Annotated in this window: 18 protein-coding genes; 16 read left to right on the top strand and 2 right to left on the bottom strand. The window is 60.8% G+C overall.

Annotation, left to right across the window (positions count from 1 at the left end; all coding sequences use genetic code 11):
* Nucleotides 1-750, top strand: a complete 750-nt coding sequence (locus HMPREF2845_RS08405) for a lysophospholipid acyltransferase family protein (RefSeq protein WP_070634454.1) — start codon at nucleotides 1-3, stop codon at nucleotides 748-750.
* 306 nt (nucleotides 751-1,056) lie between these two features.
* Nucleotides 1,057-2,421, top strand: coding sequence for a class II 3-deoxy-7-phosphoheptulonate synthase (locus HMPREF2845_RS08400; protein WP_005507734.1), 1,365 nt, complete (start codon nucleotides 1,057-1,059; stop codon nucleotides 2,419-2,421).
* Between the two features lie 180 nt (nucleotides 2,422-2,601).
* On the opposite strand, the gene HMPREF2845_RS08395 is transcribed toward HMPREF2845_RS08400, so the two are convergent.
* Nucleotides 2,602-4,302, bottom strand: a complete 1,701-nt coding sequence (locus HMPREF2845_RS08395) for a serine/threonine protein kinase (protein WP_246824650.1) — start codon at nucleotides 4,300-4,302, stop codon at nucleotides 2,602-2,604.
* Between the two features lie 249 nt (nucleotides 4,303-4,551).
* Here HMPREF2845_RS08395 and HMPREF2845_RS08390 point away from each other — a divergent pair, with 249 nt between their 5' ends.
* Nucleotides 4,552-4,920, top strand: coding sequence for an Rv2175c family DNA-binding protein (locus HMPREF2845_RS08390; protein ID WP_005506572.1), 369 nt, complete (start codon nucleotides 4,552-4,554; stop codon nucleotides 4,918-4,920).
* A gap of 112 nt (nucleotides 4,921-5,032) precedes the next feature.
* Here HMPREF2845_RS08390 and HMPREF2845_RS08385 read toward each other — a convergent pair whose 3' ends face one another.
* Nucleotides 5,033-6,265 (bottom strand): polyprenyl synthetase family protein, encoded by a 1,233-nt coding sequence (locus HMPREF2845_RS08385; protein ID WP_070634452.1) that lies wholly within the window; start codon nucleotides 6,263-6,265, stop codon nucleotides 5,033-5,035.
* 185 nt (nucleotides 6,266-6,450) lie between these two features.
* Between HMPREF2845_RS08385 and dinB the strand changes: the two genes are divergently transcribed.
* From dinB to murC, 13 genes are all read left to right on the top strand, one after another.
* The gene (gene dinB, locus HMPREF2845_RS08380) at nucleotides 6,451-7,824 is read left to right on the top strand and encodes a DNA polymerase IV (protein WP_070634451.1); all 1,374 of its coding nucleotides are present in this window, start codon (nucleotides 6,451-6,453) and stop codon (nucleotides 7,822-7,824) included.
* A gap of 240 nt (nucleotides 7,825-8,064) precedes the next feature.
* Nucleotides 8,065-8,466, top strand: coding sequence for a DUF3040 domain-containing protein (locus tag HMPREF2845_RS08375; RefSeq protein WP_049350360.1), 402 nt, complete (start codon nucleotides 8,065-8,067; stop codon nucleotides 8,464-8,466).
* A 529-nt stretch (nucleotides 8,467-8,995) separates the two neighbouring features.
* Nucleotides 8,996-9,427 carry a division/cell wall cluster transcriptional repressor MraZ gene (gene mraZ / locus HMPREF2845_RS08370; RefSeq protein WP_005507741.1) on the top strand — a complete coding sequence of 144 codons (432 nt, stop codon included), beginning with the start codon at nucleotides 8,996-8,998 and terminating at the stop codon, nucleotides 9,425-9,427.
* 101 nt (nucleotides 9,428-9,528) lie between these two features.
* Nucleotides 9,529-10,593: a 16S rRNA (cytosine(1402)-N(4))-methyltransferase RsmH gene (gene rsmH, locus HMPREF2845_RS08365; RefSeq protein WP_070634450.1), complete on the top strand. Its 1,065-nt coding sequence runs from the start codon at nucleotides 9,529-9,531 to the stop codon at nucleotides 10,591-10,593.
* A gap of 20 nt (nucleotides 10,594-10,613) precedes the next feature.
* Nucleotides 10,614-11,612, top strand: a complete 999-nt coding sequence (locus HMPREF2845_RS08360; RefSeq protein WP_070634449.1) for a cell division protein FtsL — start codon at nucleotides 10,614-10,616, stop codon at nucleotides 11,610-11,612.
* Nucleotides 11,613-11,674: 62 nt separating this feature from the next.
* Nucleotides 11,675-13,540 (top strand): peptidoglycan D,D-transpeptidase FtsI family protein, encoded by a 1,866-nt coding sequence (locus HMPREF2845_RS08355; protein WP_070634448.1) that lies wholly within the window; start codon nucleotides 11,675-11,677, stop codon nucleotides 13,538-13,540.
* A 168-nt stretch (nucleotides 13,541-13,708) separates the two neighbouring features.
* Nucleotides 13,709-15,454: a UDP-N-acetylmuramoyl-L-alanyl-D-glutamate--2,6-diaminopimelate ligase gene (locus HMPREF2845_RS08350; RefSeq protein WP_070634447.1), complete on the top strand. Its 1,746-nt coding sequence runs from the start codon at nucleotides 13,709-13,711 to the stop codon at nucleotides 15,452-15,454.
* Nucleotides 15,447-17,066 (top strand): UDP-N-acetylmuramoyl-tripeptide--D-alanyl-D-alanine ligase, encoded by a 1,620-nt coding sequence (gene murF / locus HMPREF2845_RS08345; protein WP_049353002.1) that lies wholly within the window; start codon nucleotides 15,447-15,449, stop codon nucleotides 17,064-17,066. The genes HMPREF2845_RS08350 and murF overlap by 8 nt, the downstream gene beginning before the upstream one ends.
* A 6-nt stretch (nucleotides 17,067-17,072) precedes the next feature.
* On the top strand, nucleotides 17,073-18,278 hold the full coding sequence (gene mraY, locus HMPREF2845_RS08340; RefSeq protein ID WP_049356172.1) for a phospho-N-acetylmuramoyl-pentapeptide-transferase: 1,206 nt from the start codon (nucleotides 17,073-17,075) through the stop codon (nucleotides 18,276-18,278).
* Nucleotides 18,278-19,864 (top strand): UDP-N-acetylmuramoyl-L-alanine--D-glutamate ligase, encoded by a 1,587-nt coding sequence (gene murD, locus HMPREF2845_RS08335; protein WP_070634446.1) that lies wholly within the window; start codon nucleotides 18,278-18,280, stop codon nucleotides 19,862-19,864. Before mraY ends, murD begins: the two co-directional genes overlap by 1 nt.
* A gap of 148 nt (nucleotides 19,865-20,012) precedes the next feature.
* On the top strand, nucleotides 20,013-22,118 hold the full coding sequence (locus tag HMPREF2845_RS08330) for an FtsW/RodA/SpoVE family cell cycle protein (RefSeq protein ID WP_070634445.1): 2,106 nt from the start codon (nucleotides 20,013-20,015) through the stop codon (nucleotides 22,116-22,118).
* Nucleotides 22,119-22,328: 210 nt separating this feature from the next.
* Entirely contained in the window at nucleotides 22,329-23,429 is a 1,101-nt protein-coding gene (gene murG / locus HMPREF2845_RS08325) for an undecaprenyldiphospho-muramoylpentapeptide beta-N-acetylglucosaminyltransferase (RefSeq protein WP_049350352.1), read from the top strand.
* Complete coding sequence (gene murC / locus HMPREF2845_RS08320; protein ID WP_070634444.1) at nucleotides 23,429-24,928, top strand: UDP-N-acetylmuramate--L-alanine ligase; 1,500 nt, start codon at nucleotides 23,429-23,431, stop codon at nucleotides 24,926-24,928. Before murG ends, murC begins: the two co-directional genes overlap by 1 nt.
* Nucleotides 24,929-24,933 lie beyond the last annotated feature (5 nt).

The following is a 24,933-nucleotide window of genomic DNA, read 5'->3' as shown; positions in this document are numbered from 1 at the left end:
ATGTCTAACACCGCCCTCTATTCAACGCTCAAGGTTCTTGGCTCACCCCTGCTGCAGGGACTGTACCACCATGACGTGGTTGGCCTGGAGAACCTGCCCGAGGGCCCCTACATCGTCGCCAGCAACCACCTGGCGTTCTGCGACTCTATCTTCATTCCTCTCGCCATGCCTCGCACCGTGAACTTCCTCGCCAAGAGCGACTACTTCACCACCCCCGGTGTGAAGGGTCGTGCTATGGCGGCGTTCTTCCGTGGTGTCGGTCAGCTTCCCATGGACCGTTCCGGCGGCCAGAAGAGCCAGGAATCCCTCAACGCCGGTGCGCAGGTCCTCAAGGACGGCGGCGTGATTGGCATCTACCCCGAAGGCACCCGTAGCCCCGACGGACGCGGCTACCGTCCCAAGGTCGGTGTCGCCCGCCTCGCAGTTGAAGCAGGCGTGCCCGTAGTGCCCGTCGGACAGATCGGTACCGACCTGATTCAGCCCTCCGGCTCAAACCGTATCCGTCTGCGCCACGACGGCAAGCCCATCCAGGTGCGCACCATTATCGGCAAGCCCCTCACCTTCGAGGAATACACCGACGGCTCAGACCTGAGCCACCGCGTTCAGCGTGAAATCGCCGACCGTATTGGCTCCGAGATTCGTGCCCTCAGCGGCCAGGAATACGTGGACGTGTACGCCGACCGCGTCAAGAAACTCATGGCCGATAAAAACATGAGCGCTGATGCGGCAGTCGCACAGCTACAGAACTAACTAAACGTTGCCCAAGCGGGTATGCGACTACGCCAAGGGCGGGATAAGGGATGATACCCCGAGTCTCGCCCTTTCGCGTCCCCTCCGCGCAGTTAATCTCCCATGCCCGAATCATTGATTTTGAATAGCTCTATCTAAACATATGAGATGTACCTGACTAGACGGCTAGGCGTTGAAGGGAGCAAGAGTACAATTAGGTCTATTCAGCCTGAAGAATCGCAAGCCAGCACGCCGCACACGGCGCGCCGAGCACCCGAAACGGCGGCTGAATCAGAAAACGCACAAGACCATCCCAATGGAGTGAAGATGAGCAATCAAAACCTCAGCACCTCGCAGGCCCCCGACCACGGCCTGGACACCTGGCGTCAGCTGCACATTGACCAGCAGCCTACCTGGAGCGAGCACGAAGATTTTGAAAGCACCATCGCCGAGCTGAACTCGGTACCGCCGCTCGTTTTCGCCGGTGAGGTCGACGCCATGCGCCAGGCACTCGGTGAGGTTGCTGAAGGCCGCGCATTCCTCCTGCAGGGCGGCGACTGTGCAGAAACCTTCGCGGGTGCAACCGCCGACAAGATCTCCGGCCGCGTCAAGACCATCCTGCAGATGTCTGCAGTGCTCACCTACGGCGCCTCCATGCCCGTGGTGAAGATGGGTCGCATGGCGGGTCAGTTCTCCAAGCCGCGCTCCGCAGACATGGAAACCCGCGGCGACGTCACCCTGCCCTCCTTCCGCGGCGAGACCGTCAACGGTTTCGACTTCACCCCCGAAGCCCGCGTACACGACCCCAAGCGCATGCTGCAGGGCTACCACACCAGTGCCTCCACCCTGAACCTGATCCGTGCCTTCACCAAGGGCGGCTTCGCAGACCTACGCGCCGTACACCAGTGGAACCGCGGCTTCACCTCCAACCCCGCGCATGAGCGCTACGAGAAGACCGCCAACGAAATCGGCCGCGCCCTCAAGTTCATGGAAGCATGCGGCGTGAACTTCGAAGCCCTCAAGACCACCGACATGTACGTCGGCCACGAAGCACTGGTAATGGACTACGAGCGTGCCCTCACCCGCATCGACTCGCGCACCCACCTGCCCTACGACACCTCCGCACACTTCCTGTGGATTGGCGAGCGCACCCGCGGCATCGACGATGCACACGTAGACTTCCTCTCCAAGGTTCGCAACCCCATCGGCGTGAAGCTGGGCCCCACCACCACCGCTGAGGATGCACTCGCACTGATCGACAAGCTCGACCCGAACCGCGAGCCCGGCCGCCTGACCTTCATCACCCGCATGGGCGCGAAGAACATCCGCGAGAAGCTGCCCGCAATCGTTGAAGGCGTGCAGGCTGAAGGCGCGAAGGTCGTCTGGGTTACCGACCCGATGCACGGCAACACCATCTCCGTGCCCTCCGGCTACAAGACCCGCCGCTTCGACGACGTGCTCGACGAGGTTCGCGGCTTCTTCGAGGTGCACGAGGCACTGGGTTCGTTCCCCGGCGGTATCCACGTGGAGATGACCGGCGACGACGTGACCGAGTGCCTGGGCGGCTCCGACGCTATCGACGAGGCAGCACTGGCTGACCGCTACGAGTCTCTGTGCGACCCGCGTCTGAACCACTCGCAGTCCCTGGAAATCGCGTTCCTGGTCTCCGAGTACCTCAAGAACCGCGCATAAAACGTTCATGCGCCTCGCCGCGCTAGGCAGTGTTGTGTTAGTCGGTGAAAAATAGCAGAAAAACAATGCCCGGGTCTTCACTCACGATGAGTGAAGACCCGGGCATTGCGTTTAACCTGCGCACTGCAAAGACGAGGACAGAGTGCACAGACGAGGACAGAGTGCTTGAGGGGGGCACTACTAGAAGGTCAGGAACGCCTCAATATTGTGCCACCACTGCGACTGCACCAGTGAGGTTGCAAGCCACCAACCGGTAAAGCTCGAGCCCATGCCCAGCAGAATCAGCGCCAGAGCCCAACCGCCCACCGCCATACCCGAGGGCGGGGTCCTGAACTGCTTGGCGGGCAGGCGAGGATCCTTCTGCGAAGACTGCTCGGATTCCTGAGAAGAAGCGGTCTCCTCTGCCGGTGAAGCCTCCGACGCGCTCGCCGGTCCCTTAGACTTCGAACGACGCGCACCCGAGGGGCTCAACGAACGCTCCGCATGGATTGGGGCGTACTCGCCATGAGCTGAGATGAACTCCTGCTCCGTCTGCGGGCCAATGCCAACAGATTGAGTGAGCGGGCCCTTCGTCGCGGCGGTACGGCGGCTCATGAATGAGCCCAGACCACGCTTGCTGGATTTGCCCTTTGAGCCTTCCTGCTCCTGATCAGGGTCAGATTCGTCATTATCGGAGGCGGAACGCACCAGCGGCGGAATGCCCTGGCGGTTCAGCACGGAGTCCTCAGCATCCACGTCGGCAAGGTGCACACCCTGACCTGCCGTCGAGGCATCGTACACGAGGCTGTCGGGGGAGTAGACATCGTAGGCGAGCAGATCGCGGGCATCGCTAAATGCGCTAATCGGGGTGTTACGCACCATCTGCGCGGCACCGCTACGCTCCGCAATATCGGCAACAGCCTCCCATAGAGGAAGCTCCGGCTCCGGGCACGAGGGGGCACGCCAAGCACGCTCAGACTCACCCAACGACTCAGAAATCTCCAGCAGGGCCGTAAACAGCTCGGTCGCATCCTCCGGGCGGGCGTGAGGCTGCTTGCGGGTACACCACGAAATCAGCCCCGCAATATCGCGGTCCGCACCCGGCGCGACATCGGTCAGCGCGGGCATCTCAATGTTGGCGTTGTGGTAGAGCACCTGCTGGTCATTCTCCAGACCCACAAAGGGCAGACGACCTGAAAGCATGCGGTACATCATCACGCCGAGTGCAAAAATATCAGCCTGAGCTCCGACCTTCACCTTCGGATCAAGAACCTCCGGCGCTACGTAGGCGGGGGTGCCCATGGGGGCGCCCGCATCCACCTGATCGTCACGGCGGGAGAGACCGAAGTCCGTGAGCTTCACCTGGCCGTTAGCGTCGAGAAGAATATTGCCCGGCTTAATATCGCCGTGCAGGTAGCGGTTTGCGTGAACCTCCGAGAGCGCCTCCACGACCGGAATGAGGATATCCAGAGCCTCACCCAGGGACAGCGCATTACGCACACGTAGCAGCTGGCTCAGCGTACAACCGTGCACGTACTCGAGCACGATATACATGACCATCTGACCCGAAAAATATTCGGTACCCGATGAAATCACGCCCACCGTATGCCCGCCGCCACCCACCTGGCGCATCGAGCGCTCCTCACGGTGGAACTTCTGACGGTTCGCTGCATCCTCAGCCAGAGCGGGGGAGAGAACCTTGAGCGCGACCGGGTTATTCGACCACAGGTCCAGCGCATAATACACCTCGCTCATGCCGCCGCGGCCAATAAGCGAACCCACCTGGTAGTGACCCTCAATAATGGCGCCACTGAGCCACTGCGAAGAACCAATAGCGGTATCCGGGGCAGCGGGACGAGTGGCGGGAGGAACAGAAGTATTTGCAGAAGAACGAGGGGTCACAGGAGAAATCCGGCGTGGGCTGGGAGTATTCATACGTCTCAACATTTTAGCCCGCCCACCTGGGCAGAAGCGATACCAGAGGGCGCCGGGCAGGTGAACACTCAGCGAATTCTTAAGAAGCACCGACGGGGCCGAACCCAACCCAAGAACCGCCGGCAACGCGCAAAAAGGAAAGGCGCGCAGGAGAGCTCCCGCTCCAGATGCGGGTCAAAAGTGGTAAATACGTGCCAGCTCTGGCACTCTTAAAAGGTGACTAACGAAAATATTGCTCAGACCTTCGCCCTCGTTGGCGATTGGGTAACTATCCCCGAAATTGCGCAGGCCCTCGACCTGAAGGTGACCCGCGTTCACAACCTGATTTCTGACGGTACGCTCATCGCTCTGCGCGACCCGGAAACCAACGTGCGCAAGGTACCCGCACTGTTCATGAACGGTTCGCGAGTACTCGAATCCCTCAAGGGCACCCTCGCTGTCCTGAAGGATTCCGGCTTCAGCGATGAAGAAGCTATCGTGTGGCTGTACACCAGCGACGAGTCCCTGCCCGGCCGTCCCATCGACGCACTGATTGACGGTCGTAAGACTGAGATCCGTCGCCGTGCGCAGGCACTGGCTTGGTAATAGCGGCTCAGAACTATAGCTAAATACGTTGAGGCGGCATACTTCGGTATGCCGCCTCAACCTATTTAACGTTTATATGTGCTGGACCTCTACGCCTTGCGACGTAGCGCATCTATGCCTTGCGACGCAGCGCACGGCCCACAATATCGGTCAGTGCCGCATGCGTCAGCTCGTCCAGGTTCATCGCCTCCAGCGCCTCAAACACAGCCTGAGACTTCTGCTCAATCAGCTGCTCATGCTTGGCGAAAGCGCCCGAAGAAACCATCAGCTCACGGATGCGCTCCACCTGCTCATCGCTCAGCTCGGGGTCACCCAAGCTATTGTGCAGAAGCGCCGCATCCTGCTCGTCGAGGACGGCGGAGGTGAGCGCCACCAGCACGGTACGCTTACCCTCACGCAGGTCATCGCCAGCGGGCTTGCCGGTCACCTCGGGCTGGCCGAAGACGCCCAGCTCATCATCGCGCAGCTGGAAGCCCTCACCCAGCGGCAGGCCGAACGCGCGGTAACCGACAAGTACCGGGTGCTGCTCACTCACGGCACCGGCACCATTCTCCAGCGCGGCAGCCTGCAAAGCCAGAGCGCCACCAATCGTGAAAGGGTGCTCGCAGGAGTACTTGGCGGACTTGAAGCGAATCACGTTCAGGGCACGCTGCAGAGCCGCCTGAGCGTCCTCGGTCTCGAGAACCTCAGAGTAGACGTCCAGGTACTGACCCGCCAGAACCTCGGTGCGCATCCGGTCAAAAATGGTGCGCGCCGGAGCGCCATAGATTGCGCCCTCACCCAGGGATGCGAAAACCTCGGCAGACCACGCCAGGGTCAGGTCGCCGGCAAGGATGCCGCCGGTCAGACCGTAATTGAAAGCATCGCCGCGCCAGCTATTCTGCTCGTGTGCCGCCTCAAAACGCTTGTGTACGGAAGGAGCGCCGCGGCGGGTATCGGAACGGTCGATGATGTCGTCGTGAATCAGCGCGGAGGTCTGGAACAGCTCCACCGCCATGCCGGCCTTCACAATGGACCAGGACGCTCGGTCCGCAGTCACGGGCGCGCCGCCGGCACCTCGCCAACCCCAATAGCTCAGCAGCGCGCGCAGGCGCTTGCCGCCGGTGGAGAGGGACTCGATAGCCTCCAGCAGGGGCAGGGTTTCGGAGGAGATACCCTCGAGCAGCTCGCGCTGACGGGCAAAAAACTCCGCCATGAGGGTATCGAAAGCATGCAGGTAGGCTCGCTGCTCTTCAGCAATACGCTCAGCAAGGTGCGCAGAAGCCGCCGGGATATTCGGTGCCGCTACGGTGAGGCTCTCGGTCGCCTGGGGAGTGGGTGCTCCGGAAGGAGAAGGGGGAGTCATACTATCCTCGCTGATGGTCGCTGTGTACGGTCCATGTGTTGTGCGGTGTGCACTTCTTCTAGCTTAGTGGAGAAAAGCCCAAGAGAACGCATTTACGAACACGTTTACGATATATTGCCTCTATTTTTCGTAGAAATGTGCTATATTTTCGGTAGGTGGGCGTAGAAGCTATGAGAGGAGGCGACATGGGGCAGACGCGAACCGGCAAGAATAACGGCGCAAGGAACGGGCGGGTCATTATGCACCTGGACATGGACGCCTTCTTCGTCAACGTTGAACTCCTCGAAAACCCCGCCCTGCGCGGAACCCCGATTATCGTGGCGCCCCTGGGCCCCCGCTCGGTCGTCTGTTCAGCCTCCTACGAGGCGCGCGCCCACGGAGTACGCTCCGGCATGCCGCTCAGTCGCGCCCGGAACCTTAGCCCCAACGCCACCGTCCTGCCGCTGCGCGGCGACTACCGGCACTACTCCCGCGCCGTCATGGGTATTCTGCACGACCTGAGCCCCTACGTGGAACAGGTCAGCGTGGACGAAGCCTTCGTGGACCTGACCGGCGCCTACCTGCACGGCCAAGACCCCGTCGCCCTGGCACAGCGCGCTCGCGACCGCATCGCGCAGGAGCTATCCCTGCCCTCTTCCGCGGGGGTTGCGCCCAATAAACTACTCGCCAAAATGGCGTCCACCGGTAGCAAGCCGAACGGGCTGTGGGTTATTCCGCCCGAGCGCGTTCAAGAATTTCTTGACCCGAGAAAAGTCTCCGACTTGTGGGGAGTGGGTGCGAAAAGCACCGAGCAGCTCTCCCGATACGGTATTCACACCATTGCCCAGATGAGGTCCATGAGCCTGGACTGGCTCAAAGAACGCTTCGGCACTGCCCAGGGTGAGCATCTCTGGGCCATGGCGCGCGGCATTGACGAACGCCCCGTGGTGACCGAGCGCGAAGAGAAAAGCATGGGTGGCGAGCACACCTTCGAGACGGATACGACCGATGCCCAGGAGGTGAGCACTGCTATTCGGGAGCTGAGTCTCAAGCTGGGAAAGCGCCTGCGATCCGCGGGGAAACTTGCCGGCGGGATCAGCCTCAAAATCCGCTACAGCACCTTCGAAACGCACACCCGCGCTATCCCCCTAAACGTGCCTGTGGACTCCGGTATGCAGATTGCCTCCCTGGCTCTGGAAGCCCTGCGAGCAGATGAAATCGTGGTAGGGCAGATGGTACCCCGCGCCCTGCGACTCATCGGGGTGCGTGCCGAAAAGCTCGCCCGCGCAGAAGACGGAGTGCAACAAACCCTCTTTGATGCCATTGAGAGCGGGGCAAACCCACGCTCCTCACAAACCGCCTCCTCACAACGAGGCGGCGGGGGAGCGGGCAAAAGCTTCGGGAATGGTACTCGCTCGGGTTCTGGCGCGCGCCTCGTGAAAAGCGGCAGATGGTCCGAGGTGGAGCATGTCATGGACGCCATTCACCGCAAGTACAGCCGCGAAAGCCTCAAACCCGCCTCCGGGGTGGCTGGGCCGGAACAGAAAGCCGAGGAAAAGGCTGGACAAAAAGCCAAGTAAAAGACTGGGCAAAAGGCTGAGGAAGGGAACTATGCTGAGGGAAAGCTCCGCCGAAAGGATGGCACCCTCCACAGAAGACCTTAAGGCGCTTCTGCCTGAAAAGAATGCGCCAACCCCACCCGGCGCGGTACCATGGGAAGCATACGACGGGAAGAAGCGCTCACCGCGCCAGCTGATGCACTAGCTAACCCGGCTGATACCGACGTCATCTTGAGCAGAGACACCTCAAAGGAGAAAACGATGGCACTGTCCGAGCGCGAACAGAAGGTTCTGGACCAGCTTGAAGAACTCATGAGCAATGAGGATCCGCACTTTGCCTCCTCCATGTCTTCAACCGGCAATACTGCGCCGGTTTTTAGTGCTCGCCATTTGGCTCTCGGTATTCTCTTCGTTCTCATCGGCCTGGGCATCATTATTGGCGCGGTCGCATCTAACATGATTTGGCTGGGCGTATTCGGCTTCCTCTTCGCGGCCGGTGGCGTGTACTTCGCAACCACCAGCAAGAAGACCCCGGTGGATTCCTTCCTCGGCGGTAAGGCAGAAGGCGCAGCCCGTGTGCGTCAGCGCGAGCAGAAGGATCAGTCTTCCTTCATGAACCGCCTGGAGAACCGCTGGGACGAGCGTAATAACGGCCAGCTCTAAAGCATTTAGGGTGCAGAAGCTTCGCGGCTTAGCTCATAGAGCTGACCCCCGATGCGAACATCTCAAAACTCAAGACTGATTAAGCGGAGGTAAGAATTCTCTTACCTCCGCTTTCTTGTGCCCATTTTCTGCACTCAGTTCCCGGTGCCGGGTGTTGTGCCCCGAACCGTGAACAGACCCGAACGGTGAACAGACCTGAGCCCCCTCGAAGCAGGCAATCTGAGGGTTGCACACTGAGCGGGAATACGCCCGAAGCTGTGTAGAAGCTGTGCGGCAGCGTTAAAAATGCAGAAGAGAGCATAAAAACACTAAAAGATACTCTGCCGGGTGGGGTAGGTGGTGGAAAGTGGGGTAAAGTGGAGGGGAAAGCTGAAAGTCAGTCCTATCGCCGTGCCCTCAAACAGACGGCGGAGGCGTCGGCCCGGCACACCCCGCCACCGGCACCTACAGGATGTGTGGAGCAACCACGCTCCCGCAGGCTTCAGCACAACGGCACACATCAGGGGCACACATCGGGGAGGTGAAGTGAATGTTCTTAGGTACCTACTCACCACGAATGGACGCCAAAGGACGCATCATCCTTCCCGCCAAATTCCGTGAGGAACTCTCAGCAGGCCTCGTTCTGACCCGCGGTCAAGAACGATGCCTGTACGTTTTCCCCGCCGCAGAATTTGAACGCATCCACGAACGGATGCGCACCGCGCCCCTGCCCGGACGAGCCGCCCGAGACTTCCTGCGAGTTTTCCTCTCCGGAGCCTCAGACGAACTGCCCGACAAGCAGGGACGCATCACCATCCCGCCGATACTGCGCCAATACGCAGGACTGACCGACAACCTCGTCGTCATCGGATCCGGTACCCGCGCAGAAATCTGGGATGCCGCCGCCTGGGAGGAATACCTCGCCCGCACCGAAGCTGAATTCGCCTCCCTCGACGAGGACCCGTTCAGCCCGCTGCTCTAACCGGCATCCCGCCGACGCGACGGCTACCGCCCCGGCATCTCTAGCACCCGCACCACTCTTCCGTAAGCCTTCCCGCAGGACAAACTCTCACAGGAGCACCCATGAGCGTAGAACACGCCCCCGAAACCGGTACGACCGACTCCGGTACTGCCGCCAAGGCCCCCGGCGCATCCATTGAGAACCTCTCCCAGCGTGAAGCCAGCGAACGCCACGTGCCCGTCATGCTGGACCGCTGCATTAACCTGCTGGCACCCGGCATTGAACGCGCCGTCGAGGAGCGCGGCACCGCCTACGTTATTGACGGCACCCTCGGTATGGGTGGCCACTCCGAGGCGCTGCTTGAACGCTTCGAAAACCTTGTGCTGATCGGCATTGACCGCGACCTGCAGGCACACGCCATCGCCGGTGAGCGTCTGGCACGCTTCGGTGACCGCTTCGTACCCGTCCACGCCGTCTACGATGAGATTGACCGCGCCATGGAAGCTGCCGGCGTGCAGGGCATCGACGGCATCCTGATGGACCTGGGTGTCTCCTCCATGCAGCTGGACGAACGCACCCGCGGCTTCGCCTACTCCTACGACGCGCCCCTGGACATGCGCATGAACTCCGAAGATGAGCTCACCGCCCGTATTGTTGTCAACGAATACAGCGAAGACCAGCTGCGCCGCATTATCCGCAACTGGGGCGAAGAGAAGTTCGCATCGCGTATCGCCCGCGCCATCTGCACCGCCCGCGCCAACGCGCCCCTGGAAACCACCGGTGAGCTCGTACGCATTATTCAGAAGGCTGTGCCCGTCGCCGCGCAGCGCACCGGCGGCCACCCCGCCAAGCGCACCTTCCAGGCGTTGCGCATCGAAGTGAACCACGAGCTTGAAGCCCTCGAACGCGCCGTGCCGGCAGCCCTGGAGGCGCTCAACCTCGGCGGCCGATTCGTCGCCATGAGCTACCACAGCCTCGAAGACAAAATCGTCAAGAGGGCACTGACCGCAGAGACAACCTCCAAGGCGCCCAAGGGCTTCCCGGTAGAGCTTGAAGAACACAAGCCCACCGTCAAATTCATTACCCGCGGCGCCGAACCGCCTACCGACGAGGAAATCGAACAGAACTCCCGCGCCGCCAGCGCCAAGCTGCGCGCCGCCGAGAAGATCCGCATCCCCGCCAAGTAGAAGACAGAAAGCGAAGAAGAGTGAGCACCCAGCACGCATCCCAGCGCCCCACCCGCACCCAGGGCGCCCCGCGGAGTCGACGCGCCGGTTCCTCGCGCCCTGCCGCCGGCACCCCCGGCGCCGTTGGCTCTACCCGCGCATCCTCTACTGGCTCTACCGGCGGCTCTACCGGGGCGAGCCGCGCCTCCACCCGAGCCCACTCCGGCCGTACCCGCGCCGCGCGTCTGGAGCCGGTCACCGCCTCCCAACCGGCGGTCCGCCCCGCCAGTACCGCTGCTTCGCACGGCGGTAAGCGCACCTCAACGAACGCGAGCCGTGTGCCCTCGAGCGTCCGTGCAGCAGCACGCACCGAAGAAGCACGCGAAACGAAGCCCAAGCAGCGTAACCCGCTGTCCACTGTGCGCCGCCGAGCCCGTAAGCTCAGCCCGCCCACCATGCTCGCTGTTTTTGCGGCAATTCCGCTGACCCTGATTTTTATTCTGCTGCTTAACGTGCTGATTGTGACCCGACAGTACGACATGGTGGATTTGCGCGCGCAGGAACAGCGCCTCGTGCAGGAGAACCAGGCGCTGCAGCAGGAGATTGGTTTCAAGGAAGCCCCGCAGGATTTGGCGATACGCGCCAGTACCCTGGGCATGTTTGTGAGCTCTTCGCAGGCGACCCTGAACCTGCAGACTTCCACGATTGAGGGCACCCCCGCCCCGGCTGCAAGCCCCACCGGTATTGAAGGATCCAAGCAGGAGAACCTGATTTCGCCGCCGGCAGCGGGTTCGGAAGAAAGCTACGCCAAGGGCATTGTGGATGCTGACAAGTCTGTTCAGCAGCGACACAGCCAGGCGAGCGCTACGGCAAAGGCATCTGCAAGCGCCTCGGCAAGCCCCGCGCAGCAGGCTAACCCCGCCCAGCAGGCCAACCCCGCACCGGCGAATAGCGCCCCTGCTAGCCCGGCTGCTTCCACCGCACCGAGCGCCGCTCAGCAGCCCGCAGCTAGCCCCGCGGCAAGCCAGGTTGCACGATAAACAATATTGACCACAGGATGCGTAGCATCACCGATAGACTAGACCAGCGAAAGGACCACCGCATGAGCTCCGACGCGCGTAAGAACGCGAACGAATCGGCATCCGGTCAGCCGGATCTGACCCGCCGTGGCTTCGTCGCAGGCGCCGCAGCCACCTGCGCTCTGGGCGTTATCGGTGCGAACCTGTTTATCCGCCAGGGCTTTGACCCCGGTGCAGTGGCGAATGCGTCCCGTCAGAAGCGTTTGCGCTCCCAGGTGCTGCCTGCTGTGCGCGGTCAGATTCTCGATATCAACGGCAACGTCATGGCGCGTACTGTGCAGCGTTATAACCTGACTGCTGACCAGAGCGCCGTGGCGACCTTCAAACGCTACAACGAGGATCGCACCCAGAAGGTTGAGGTCACCCCCAACCAGCTGGTGTACGAGATGGTCGATATTCTCAAGACCGTTGACCCGGGCATTACCGACGAGTTCATCAAGTCCAAGCTGGACGGCACCTCAAAGTACTCGGTGATCAAAGCAAATATCACCCCGGAAATTTTCAATAAGATTGATGCCCTGGGTGCGCCCTTCATCTACGGTGAGGCGTTCTCTCAGCGCCTGTACCCCAACGGTAGTGTGGGCGGTTCCGTGGTCGGTAAGTACAACATTGTTGAAGAGGCAGACGGCAACGGTACGGGCGGTACGGTGTCCCGTAACTACTCCGTGGGCATTGAGCGTGTCTTTGAGAAGGAGCTTGCCGGTACCCCCGGTGAGCGCACCTACGAGATTAGCGCTGATGGCGTGCGTATCCCCGTAGCGAAGGAAGAGCAGCGCCTGGCGGTGGACGGTAAGAATATTCGCCTAACCATTAACCGTGATGTGCAGTATTTTGCGCAGCAGGTGGTGCGTGCCCGCGCCGAGGAGCTGAAAGCTGAATGGTGTACCGCCATTGTTATGGATGTGCGTGACGGCTCCATTTTGGCTCTTGCTGATTCCTCCACGATGGACCCGGGCGCGGCAACCATTGAGGACGCGGCGGACATGACCCCGCGCGCTATTTCGCAGAGCGTGGAGCCCGGTTCGACCGAGAAGATGCTAACTGCTTCGGCGCTGATTGAGCAGGGCCTGACGACTCCGACTAGTGTGTATGATGTGCCCGCGACCCTCACGATTGACGGCCAGACTTTCAAGGATGCGTTTGAGCACGGGGCGCAGCGGCGTACTTTCTCTGGCATTATTCATGACTCGATGAACACCGGTACGGTGCTGGTCGGTCAGAAGCTCAGCAAGGAAGAGCGCTACAACTGGTTGAAGAAGTATGGTGTTGGTGAGTTTACCGGCATTGAGTTGACCGGTGAGCAGCAGGGCATAATCGCCGATTGGCGTGATTGGGACGGCCGTCAGCAGTATACGGTGCTGTTCGGTCAGGGTGTTGCGCAGACTCCGCTGCAGACCGCCATGATTTTCCAGGCGCTGGGCAATAAGGGTGTTCGTCTGAAGCCGCGCATTGTGGACGCAATTATTGACGCGGACGGTACCGAACATAAGCGTGCCGTGGAGCCTGGCGAACGCATGGTGAGCGAGCAGACTGCCGCCTCCTGCCTGACTCTCATGGAGAATGTGGTGGAGCAGGGCCACGCCCGTCCGGCGAAGGTGACCGGCTACCGCGTGGGCGGTAAGACCGGTACTGCGGAAACCCCGAGTGAGAAGGGCGGCTATGACGGCAACACGACGTCCTTTGTTGGTGTGGCGCCGATTGAGAACCCGCAGTTCTTGGTGGCGGTGACCATGCAGCGTCCTGAGGGTAGCGTGGGTACGAACGGTACGACGGCTGAGTTCTCCAAGATTATGGAGAAGACTCTGCACACCTATAATGTGCCGCGTTCTACCGGTGAACCGGAGTTGATTCCGCTTTTTGCTGAGGATAGCCCCAATAAGACGAGCTAAAGGCGAGCGGGGGAGAGGCGCCCGGTAGCCGATTCGTGATGAAGAAGCTCCGATACTGAACACCTGTCGAAGCCTAAAGCCCGTAGAATATTGAATGACCCTGTGTGCCTTGAGCGCATTGACCATACAGAGCTCACCGCTTCGGACAGCGGGGAGGAAAGAAGGACGATGGATACCGCATCTCACGCACCCGGCCAGAACCTGCTGGGCGGCGACGCTCAGACTCTGCGCCCGAATTCTGTGCGCCCGGTGAGTTTGGCGCACCTTCGCGAACATCTGCAGGGCTTGGGCGCTCAGGTGAGTGTCCAGCCGGCTATCGGCGTTCAGGGTTCTGAATCCGTTGATACCGTTGAGGTTACCGGTATTAGCATGGACTCCCGAGGTGTTCGCCCCCAGGACCTGTACGTGGCTCTGCCCGGTGCGAAGGTGCACGGTGCGCAGTTTGCTGAGGCCGCGTTGAAGCTGGGTGCTTCCGCTATTTTGACGGATGCTGCCGGTGCGCAACTGCTGGGTGAGGCGCCGGTGCCTGTCCTGGTGACTGAGAACCTGCGCGAGTACGTTGGTCCGTTGGCTGCGCTGATTTATGGTTCGGCTTCGTTCCCCGCCACCCACCGCTATGCGGTGACCGGTACGAACGGTAAGACCACCTCCACCTACATGCTGGAGTCGGTGTTCCGCACCGGCCTGGGTGTGAAAACCGGTCTGATTGGCACTATTCAGATTCTGATTGATGGTGTGTCGGTTCCTTCGAAGATGACCACCCCGGAGTCTCCTCACGTGCATTCTCTGCTGACGATTATGGGTCAGCATCAGGTGCGTTGCGCCGCAATGGAGGTGTCCTCGCACGCGATTGATTACCACCGTGTGGACGGCGTGAAGTATGCGGTTGCTGGCTTCACGAACCTGACCCAGGACCACCTGGATCTGCACGGCACCATGGAGCATTACTTTGAGTCGAAGGCGCAGCTGTTCACTCCTGAGCGTGCTGAGCTTGCGGTGATTACTGCTGATGACGAGTGGGGCGAGAAGATGTTCTCCGCCGCTTGCGAGCAGATGGGTGCGCAGCAGGTGCACCGTCTGGTGACTGCTCGCGGTGCCGGTCTGGCTGAGGTACCCGCAGAGTTTGGTGCCCGCGACTGGGCTGTGGTGAAGGTTCAGCGTGAGGGCCTGGGCCACCGCTTCCACGTGGCTAATGGCGCAGGTGAGAGCGTTGAATGCTACACCGGTCTGCCCGCTGACTTTAACGTTTCGAATGCTGCGCTGGCGGCCCTCATGGCGTACCTGGATACTGACTCTGCTGAGCGTGAGCGTCTGCTGCCTGAGCTGGTCTCCGGTGCGGCTCTGACTCCGGTGGTGCCGGGTCGTATGCAGCTGATTTCTTTGGCTCCGCACGCGATTGTGGACTTTGCCCACAACCCTGACGGCCTGACTCGTGCCCTGGAGGCGATGGATCGCCCCGGTGAGGGTAAGGTCATGATTGTTTTCGGCGCGACCGGTGAGCGTGACCAGCTGAAGCGCCCGATTATGGGTGAGATTGCGGCACAGTACGCAGATATTGTGGTTGTTACTGATGACGATCCGCACGGTGAGGCGCCCGAGCCGATTCGTGCCGCCGTTGAGGAGGGCGCGCAGAAGGCTGAGAACCGCCGAGCCACCCAGATTCTGAATATTTCTCCGCGTGCCGCCGCTATTGATGCGGCAATTGCCCTGGCGGGCGAGCATGACGCCATCCTGATTGCTGGCCGCGGCCACGAAACCGAACAGGATGTTGACGGCGTGGATATCGCCCTGGATGACCGCGTTGAAACCGCCCGTGCCCTGCGTGCGCACGGTTTCGAGATTCTGCCTGACTACCAGCGCATGCTCGATGAAAGTGACTCTAAGACCGCTGAAGGTATGGTGAAGAATGATTAAGCTCAGCGCCGCCCAGATTATTGAGGCAACCGGCGGCACCGCTATCGGCCTGGAGGGCCGTGAGGAGCAGGTGTACGCAGACTTCGCCACCACCGACTCCCGTGAGGTGCAGACCGGTACCTTGTTCGTGGCGAAGCCCGGCGCGGTCACTGACGGCCACAGGTTCATCCCCATGGCGTTTGAGAGGGGCGCGACCCTGGCGCTGGTCGAGCGTGAAGTACTCGACGAGCAGGGCGTGCCCTATCCGAGCATCCAGGTGCCCGATGTGGTGCTGGCGATGGGCGATTTGGCACGCTATTCCATTGAGCAGATGCGCGCTCAGGGTGAGCTGACCGTTATCGGTATTACCGGTTCAGCCGGTAAGACCACCACCAAGGACCTTCTTGCCGCCATTTTCACCCCGGAGGGCCCGACCGTTGCCCCGGTTGGCTCCTACAACAGTGAAGTGGGCGTGCCCCTGACCGTTTTCCGTGCGGATGAGTCTACCCGCTACCTGGTCATTGAGATGGGTGCCGACCACGTGGGCAACATCGAGTACCTGGCGAATATTGCGCACCCTGATCACGGCGCAATCCTGAAGGTTGGTACCGCGCACGCTGGCGAGTTCGGCGGCGTGGACAATATTGAGCGTACTAAGGGTGAGCTGGCTGAGGGCGTTCAGCCGACCGGCTCCCTGGCTCTGAACGCTGACGATGAGCGCGTACTGCGTATGGCGTCGCGTTCGGTTGCACCCATTACGTACTTCGGCGTGGGCGAGAAGACCGACGCGAACGGTCAGCCCTACGAACGCTACGTGGCGGCGCTGAACCTGCGCACCACCGACGCCGGTTGCCCCGAGTTCACTCTGCGCCTGCCCGACGGCAGCGAGTACGAGATTTCCTCGCAGCTGATCGGTGAGCACCACGTGCACAACCTGCTGGCTGCGGCGACGATCGCCTACAACAGCGGTATTTCGGGTGAGAAGATTGCTCGCGCGCTCAACAAGGCGGCGGCAGCTTCGAAGTGGCGTATGGCTCGCACCGACCGTGCCGACGGCGTGACCGTCATTAACGACGCGTACAACGCGAACCCTGAGTCGATGGCGGCGGCACTGCGCACCCTGGCGCAGCTGGGCCGCACCGTTGACCCAGCGACCGGTCAGCCGCACCGCACCTGGGCTGTTCTGGGCGCCATGCTGGAGCTCGGTGACGCCTCCCTGGAGGAGCACGACCGCATCGGCCGCCTCGTGGTGCGCATGAACATTTCCAAGCTGATTGCTGTGGGCGACGAGACGAAGCCCACCTACAATGCGGCTCACCTGGAAGGCTCCTGGGGTAATGAGGCGACCTGGGTGAAGACCCCGGAAGAGGCAGAGCAGATTCTGCGCGCCGAGGTTCGCCCCGGTGACATTGTGCTTTTCAAGTCCTCGAACGGCGCGAAGCTGGGCATTCTGGGTGACCAGGTTGCTTTCGCCGAGTACACCTTCGGTGCTGAGGAAGAGCAGGCACCGACCTGGCTTTCTGCCGGTGACTTTGTTGAAACCACCGATTTGAGCGACCACCTTGCCGCTCACCTGGACGGCACCGCTAACGGCGACCGTACTTCGACCGAACAGACCACGAACGAAGGGTAGCGCTTTATGATTACCGTGCTGATTGCTGGAATCTTCGGATTCCTCATCTCCCTCACCGCGCTGCCGGTGTTCATCAAGAAGATGAAGTCCCTCAAGCTTGGCCAGCTCATCCGTGAGGAAGGCCCGGCGGCCCACCAGCATAAGGCGGGCACCCCCACCATGGCGGGTCTGATTTTCATCCCCGCGGCGATTCTCGCCTACTTCTTGACCCTGGCGGTGAGCGCGCTGTTCTTCGGTACCGCACCGATGCCGACCGCCACCGCGTGGCTGACCATCGCCTTCACCCTGGGTATGCTCGGCGTGGGTGCGGCGGACGACATCATGAAGTTCCGCAATAAGGGCAACGAGGGTCTGACCGAGAAGCAGAAGACCATCGGCCTGCTGGGTGTGACCCTGCCCTTTGCCTACCTGGCGTTCCAGTTCCCGAATGAGTCGGGTGCTCGTCCGGCGTCGACCGCTATCTCGTTCGTGCGTGACCTGCCCATCGACCTGTTCGCGGCGGGCGCGGTCTTCGGCTCCATCCTGCTGGTTGGTTGGATTACCCTCATCTCCCTGTCCGGCACGAACGCCGTGAACTTCACCGATGGTCTGGACGGCCTGGCTGGCGGCATCATGATGACCATCTTCTCCGGCTACCTGACCATCAGCATCTGGCAGTACGTGCACGCCTGCTCCGCTGGTGCCGGCACCGCCTGCTACGATGTGCGCGACCCCGGTTCGCTGGCGCTGATTGCTGCTTCCCTGGTGGGTTCGCTGGCTGGCTTCCTCTGGTGGAACGTGTCGAAGGCACAGATCTTCATGGGCGACTCCGGCTCCCTGGCATTGGGCGGCGCAATGGTTGCTTTCGCGCTGTTCACCCGCACCGAGCTGCTTCTGCTGGTTATCGCTCTGATTCCCGTGCTGGAAGTGTTCTCTGTGATTGTGCAGAAGTTCGTGTTCAAGACCAGCCGTAAGCGTTCGGTGGCAGCGGGGGAGAAGCCCCTACACGCGCACCGTTACTTCCGTATGACCCCCTTCCACCATCACATGGAGAAGGTCGGCGTCAACGGCAAGTACTCAATTGATAAGCGAGGCATTGCCCCCGGTACCGTCAGCAGCGGCGAAGTGAACTCCGTGTTCCGCCTCTGGGTTGTTAATGCCCTCTGCGTGCTCGTCGCCCTGGCGCTGTTCTTCGGTGACTGGTTCTCGCAGACTTCTGGAGTGATTCACTAATGTCAACTAATGAACAGCCGGATACAGCTCGCATTGAAGCGAACGCCGCCGCTATTGCGGTGAACCCGGTGTATGAGAACGAGCGCCTCGCGGAACTGACTCACTGGGGCGCCCCCTGGGCTAACCTGCGCGTGGTCGTGGTGGGTATGGGCACCAGCGGCGACGCTGTGACCGACGTGCTTGCCCAGCTGGGCGCGAAGATCGTTGTCATCGACGGCGCGGATACTCCGGAGAAGCGTGAGCGCATCGAGATTTACAAGAACGCGTACGGCCCGGTTGAGGGCCTGTTCGGTCCCGAGCACATGCGTGCCCTGCCCCTGGTAGACGGTCAGGAACCCGAGCTTGTGGTTACCTCTCCGGGCGTGCGTCCCGACCACCCGGTCATGCTGGACGCTTATGAGCGTCGTATCCAGATTTGGGGCGATGTTGAGCTGGCATGGCGTTTAAACGAGCGTAGTGGCCTGCCGACCCCCAAGTGGCTGTGCCTGACCGGTACGAATGGTAAGACCACTACCGTGGGTATGGTCGATTCCGTCCTGAAGGCTGCCGGCAAGAAGGCTATTCAGGTAGGCAACGTGGGCATGCCGATTGTGTACGCCATTGCCGATGATGAGCCCTATGAGTTCTTCGCGGTGGAGCTGTCCAGCTTCCAGCTGCACTGGACCCATTCGTTGTCCCCGTACGCTTCGGTGGTTCTGAACATTGCTGAGGACCACGTGGACTGGCACGGTTCGTTCGAGCGTTACAAGGCTGATAAGGCTCGCGTGTACGAGCACACTCAGGTTGCCTGCATCTTCAACACCGACCATGTGGACACCCTGCGCATGGTTGAGAACGCGGACGTTATTGAGGGCGCTCGCGCGATTGGCTTCAGCTCCACTGAGATGCCCGCCGTGTCGATGCTCGGCCTGGCTGAGGACATTATGGTGGACCGCGCCTTCTTGAAGAACCGTTACAACGAGGCGTATGAGCTGGCGGTTCTGGAGGATTTGGCTCCGGCTCCCGGTAAGATGCCTGCGAAGCACACCGTGGAGAACGCTCTGGCGGCTGCGGCGCTGTGCCGTGCGGCTGATATTGACCCGAAGGCTGTGGGCGCGGGCCTGCGTTCTTTCAAGACCGGTGCGCACCGCAACCAGCTGGTGGGCTACGCGAACGACATCATGTGGGTGAACGATTCGAAGGCTACGAATCCTCACGCCGCGAACGCGTCGATGAGCGGCTACCCCTCGCTGGTGTGGATTGCTGGCGGCCTGTCGAAGGGCGTTGAGTACGATGAGCTGATTGCTGCCCACGCGCAGCGTCTGAAGGCTGTGCTGATTATCGGTACCGATACTGCGGCGTTGAAGTCGGCATTGGCTAACCACGCTCCGCAGGTTCCGACCTACAATATGACCGCCGCTGTGGCTGATTCTTCGGACGGCGTTGCCGTGATGAACGCGGCCGTTGCGAAGGCTGCTGAGCTGGCGCATCCGGGGGATACCGTGCTGATGGCTCCCGCGTCTGCGTCGATGGACCAGTTCAAGAATTATGCGGTGCGCGGTGATGCGTTTGCGAACGCTGTTGCCGCCCAGCTGGCAGACTCTTAGGACGTTGCCTGCAGGGGCGTCTCGGGTAACCGGGGTGCTTTCTGCGGGTTCTTCTCGGGGGTGGGATGGTAACGGTGTCCCACCCCTGAACCTTTTTCGTGTATTCGCCACGACGGATCCGTGGCAGTTGAGGCCTATAGGAGGGCATGTGAGTACCAGCGCATCTTCGGAGCGTTCGGCTTCTTCAGCGCGTTCGACTACGAGTGGTCGTTGGGCGTCTTTGCGAGCCGGTTTGGAGGATTTCTCAGCGCCGTTCCGTGCTCGTGCCGGTAGGCTGTACCGTCGTGGTTTGAAGGCTGACCTGTGGGATGTGCCGGTGATGCTGCTGGTGACGACCCTGGGTCTGGCTATTTTTGGCTGCATTATGGTGTTGTCGGCTTCGAGCGTCACGATGATTTCGCAGGGCCAGTCGCCGTTCTCGCAGGTTTCGTCTCAGATCATGTTCTTGGTCCTTGGCGTGCTTGCGATGGCGGGTATTGCGCGTATCCCTGTTGGGTATTACCACAAGAAGTCTGTGGTGTACGCGATGCTGATTGCCGCCTTGGTCATGCAGCTTGCTGTGGTGGTCGTTGGCGTTGAGGTGAACGGTAACCGTAACTGGTTGAAGCTCGGCCCGGTGCAGATTCAGCCGTCGGAGTTTTCGAAGCTTGCGATTATTATGTGGCTGGCGTGGGTGTATAGCCGCCACGGCGATATTTCTCGTAGTATTTGGCGCACGCTGTTCCCCTCGATTTATGGTGTGGGTGCCCTGGTGCTGCTGATTATGCTCGGTGGTGACATGGGTACCGCCATGGTGTATGGCTTCATCTTTGTGGGCATGATGTGGCTGGCGGGTGCTTCTCGCAGCTCGCTGCTGAAGATTGGCGGCGCGTTTGCGGTGTTGGCGCTCGTGGGTGTGCTCAGTAGCGCGAACCGTGTGGCTCGTATTTTCGGTATTTGGGGTTCGTGCACGAACGCTAACTGTGACCAGGCAAATTCTGGTGAGGTGGCGCTGACGACCGGTGGCTTCTTGGGTGTTGGTCTGGGCCAGTCGCGCCAGAAGTATAACTACCTGGCTGAGGCGCATAACGACTATATTTTCGCCATTATTGGTGAGGAGCTGGGTCTGCTGGGTACGCTGGCGGTTCTGCTGCTGTATGTGGGCCTGGTGTACTGCGCGGTTCGTATTATGCTGCGTACTACTGATCCGCTGGTGCGTTTGGCTACGGGCGGCATCATGATTTGGCTGACTTCTCAGGCGATTATCAATATGGGCATGGTGTCCCGTATCCTGCCGGTGATTGGTGTGCCTTTGCCGTTTGTCTCCTATGGTGGTTCGTCGCTGTTGTCCTCGTTGTTTGCAGCGGGTTTGTTGTTGGCGTTTGCGCGGCAGACTCCGTTGCGTGGCGCGACGAAACCGTCGAATATTGAGACCCAGAGCGCGCGTGAGGTTCGTCGTGAGAATGCTGAATGGCAGCGTCGTACGCCGTTGCAGGATGTACTGAATCAGGAAGAGGCAGATCGTGCGGCTGCTGGTGGCCACCTGTTGAAGGAACATAATCCTTTGAAGGTTGTTTTCGGTCCGGAGAGCACGTTGCGCCGCTGGTTGGGTTTTGCGCCGGATCAGCAGCGCGAGTTGTCTCGTATGGCTCGTGAGCAGCAGAAGGAGCAGGAGCGCCAGGCTCGGGAGCAGGTTCGTCGTGAGGAGGAACAGGCGCGCCAGGAAGCGGCGCAGGCTCGAGAAGAGGCGCGTCGTGCTCGCGAGGAGGCGCGTCTGGCTCGTGAGGAAGCTGCCCGCGTGAAGGCGGAACAGAAGGCTGAAGCTCAGAAGCAGAAGGCCTCGCAGAAGCCTGCACCGCAGAAGGCACCCGCTCAGCCTCGTACCGGTCAGCAGACTCGTGTTGCTCAGAAGAGTACTGCCTCTACTCGAGCGGCACAGGGTAAGCCTGCTCAGCCCCGTACCGCTCAGCAGCCTACTGCTCAGAAACCTGCTGCTCAGAAGCGAGTGCAGCAGCCTCGTGCTACTCATCCCCGTAGCGCACAGCACCGTCCGTCGGGCTCGCTACCTGCGGGTCTGCAGCCGTTGCATCCGGAGGACCGTCAGCGTCGTGCCCAGCGACTGGGTAATCCTCGACAGGGCGCTCAACGTCAGGCAGCGCCGCGACAGGGCACCCAGGCAAAGGGTACTCCGAAGAACAGCGCTCAGCAGGCACCGCGTCCGGCTCAGGGCGCGGCTCGGAACTCGGCTCAGCGCGGCACCCGCAAGCAGGGCTAAACCCCGCGGAACCCGCTCCGCGAAGCCTGCATATCGGGGGCTGGCAATCGGGGAAGTGAGCTGCGGTTCGCACCTCTACCCGTGATGAATATGTGCTGAATATAAGATAAAGCCCTCGCTATTGAGTTGTAGCTCAATGGCGGGGGCGCTCTTTTGAACAGGTGCGATAGCGTAAAATGATGCTGTACCGATGTGTTGGGAGAAAGACCTATGACGAAGAAGGCGCCCTCTATAGTCTTCGCCGGTGGTGGCACCGCCGGTCATATTAATCCGATGCTCGCGATTGCGCGTGCGGTTCGTGATCTTGAGCCGAATGCTAAGATTCTGATGCTGGGCACCGCCGACAAGATGGAAGCCGAGCTGGTTCCGGCAGCTGGTTTCGATATTGAGTTCATTCCTCGTGCGGCGTTCCCTCGTAGCATTAACCGTGCCGCTTTGGCTTTCCCCGCTAAGTTCTTTGGTGGCCTGTCGAAGACCCGCCGCATCCTCAAGGATGTAGATGCGGATGTGGTCGTTGGCGTGGGCGGCTACGTGTGCCCGCCTGCGTATTTGTCGGCGTTGAGCGCTAAGATTCCCGTGGTGATTCATGAGGCGAACGCGAAGCCCGGTTTGGCGAACCGCCTGGGTGGCACGTTTGCGAAGTTCACCGGTGTTGCGTTCCCTAATACTCCGTTCCCGCGCGCGACCCTGGTGGGCATGCCGATGAAGGATGAGATTGCCTACCTGAACCGTGAGGCGCACCGTTCGAAGGCTCGCCGTAACCTGGGCCTGGACCCGCAGAAGCCGACCGTGATTGTGACCGGTGGTTCGCTGGGCGCGCAGAGCCTGAACAATGCGGTGGCGGCGTGCCGTGACCACTTTGCTGAGTGGGACTTCCAGATTCTGCATATTACCGGTAAGGGTAAGGCTGTTCTGGATGAGAATGGTGAGCCGTTGAGCGCGCCGAATTACCGTCAGATTGAGTTCAGCAACGGCATGCAGGATGTGTATGCTGCCGCTGATCTTCTGCTGGTGCGTTCGGGCGCGGCGACCGTCAGTGAGGTTGCTGCGGTGGGTGTTCCCGCGATTTTTGTGCCGCTTCCCATTGGTAATGGTGAGCAGGCTCTGAATGCTCGTTCTCTGGTGGAGGCGTCTGCGGCTCTGCTGGTGAAGGATGCAGAGGTCACCGGTGAGTGGTTTGCCCGTGAGATTCCGGCTCTTATGGCGAACCCGGAGGAGCTGGAGCGTATGGGCGCTGCGGCGTATGAACTTGGTATCCGTGACGCGGCGCGCGTTATGGCTGAAGCAGTATTGAAGGCAGCTGAGAAGTAATGACTGAATTGATGAATCTTGAGATGGTGTTGCCGGCACCGCTGAACCCGCCGTTCCCTGAGCGTGCGAAGATGAGCGAGTTGGGCCGTGTGCACTTCATCGGTATTGGTGGCGCGGGTATGAGCGCTATTGCCGCTCTGATGCTGCAGGCTGGTGTGACGGTGAGCGGTTCTGACCGTGCCGAGTCGGCTACTGTTGAGTCGTTGCGTGCTGCGGGTGCTCGTGTGGGTGTTCCTCAGCAGGCTGAGAACATTGTGGATGTTGATACCGTGGTGATTTCTACTGCGATTCGTGAGGATAACCCGGAGCTTGTTGCCGCTCGCGCGCAGGGTCTGCGTGTGCTGCATCGTTCTGAGGCGCTTGCCGCTGTGATGGGTGAGTCTCAGGTGGTTGCTGTTGCCGGTACTCACGGTAAGAGCACGACCAGCTCCATGATTTCTGTGATGTTTGATCAGCTGGGTGCTCAGCCGTCCTTTGCGGTGGGTACTGTGATTGCTGGTCGCGGCACGAACGCTCACCTGGGTGCTCAGGGCCCGGAGTCGATTTTTGTGGCTGAGGCTGATGAGTCGGACGGCTCGTTTGTGCGTTACCGCCCGGCTATTGCTGTGGTGACGAATGTTGAGCCGGACCACCTGGACTTCTATGAGACCGATGAGCGTGTCTTTGAGGCGTTCAACCGTTTTGTGGGTTCGCTGGCGCCTAACGGTGTTGTGGTGACCTGCGCTGATGATGCGGGCGCGGCTACTCTTGCGGCTCGTTCTCGTGCGGCGGGTGTGCCCGTGGTGACCTACGGTGAGTCTGAGGACGCTGACCTGCGCATTAGCGAGATTACCAGCGCTGGTTCTTCCTCGTCGTCGCACCTGTCCTGGTCTTTTGAATGCCGTGGTGTGCGTTATGAGGGTGAGCAGGATCTTGCTCTGAAGGTGCCCGGTATCCACAACCAGCTGAACGCTTCGGCGGCTTTTGCATCGGCACTGATTTCTGGTTACGAGGCTGCCGATATTGCTCGCGCGCTGGCTGAGTTCGTGGGTGCTGACCGCCGCTTCACTCTGCGCGGTGAGGTTGCCGGCGTGAAGGTCTTTGATGACTATGCGCACCACCCGACCGAGGTGTTCCGTGCCTTGGAGACCGGTCGTACCGTGGCTGATGGCCACAACCTGTACGTGATTTTCCAGCCTCATCTGTTCTCGCGTACTCGCGAGTTCGCGAAGGAGTTCGCGCAGGCTCTGTCGATGGCTGACCGCGCTCATGTGCTGGATATTTACCCGGCTCGTGAGCTGCCGATTGAGGGCGTGACCAGTGAGCTGATTACCGGTGCTGGTTTCTCTGAGGTTCGTTACGCCACCGCTGAGGGCGCTATTGAGGATATCGTGGCGTGCGCTCAGAGCGGCGATATTGTGATGACCGTTGGCGCCGGTGACGTGACCGCTTTGGGTGCTCGTCTGCTGGAGTCCCTGCAGGTTCGTCACGGTGGCGAGTCGAAGAAGTCGGAGGCTTAGGCTGT

It is taken from the genome of Rothia sp. HMSC065B04 (assembly GCF_001812285.1).
Classification (GTDB): Bacteria; Actinomycetota; Actinomycetes; order Actinomycetales; family Micrococcaceae; genus Rothia; species Rothia mucilaginosa.
This window is presented reverse-complemented; position numbering and strand designations above follow the sequence as displayed.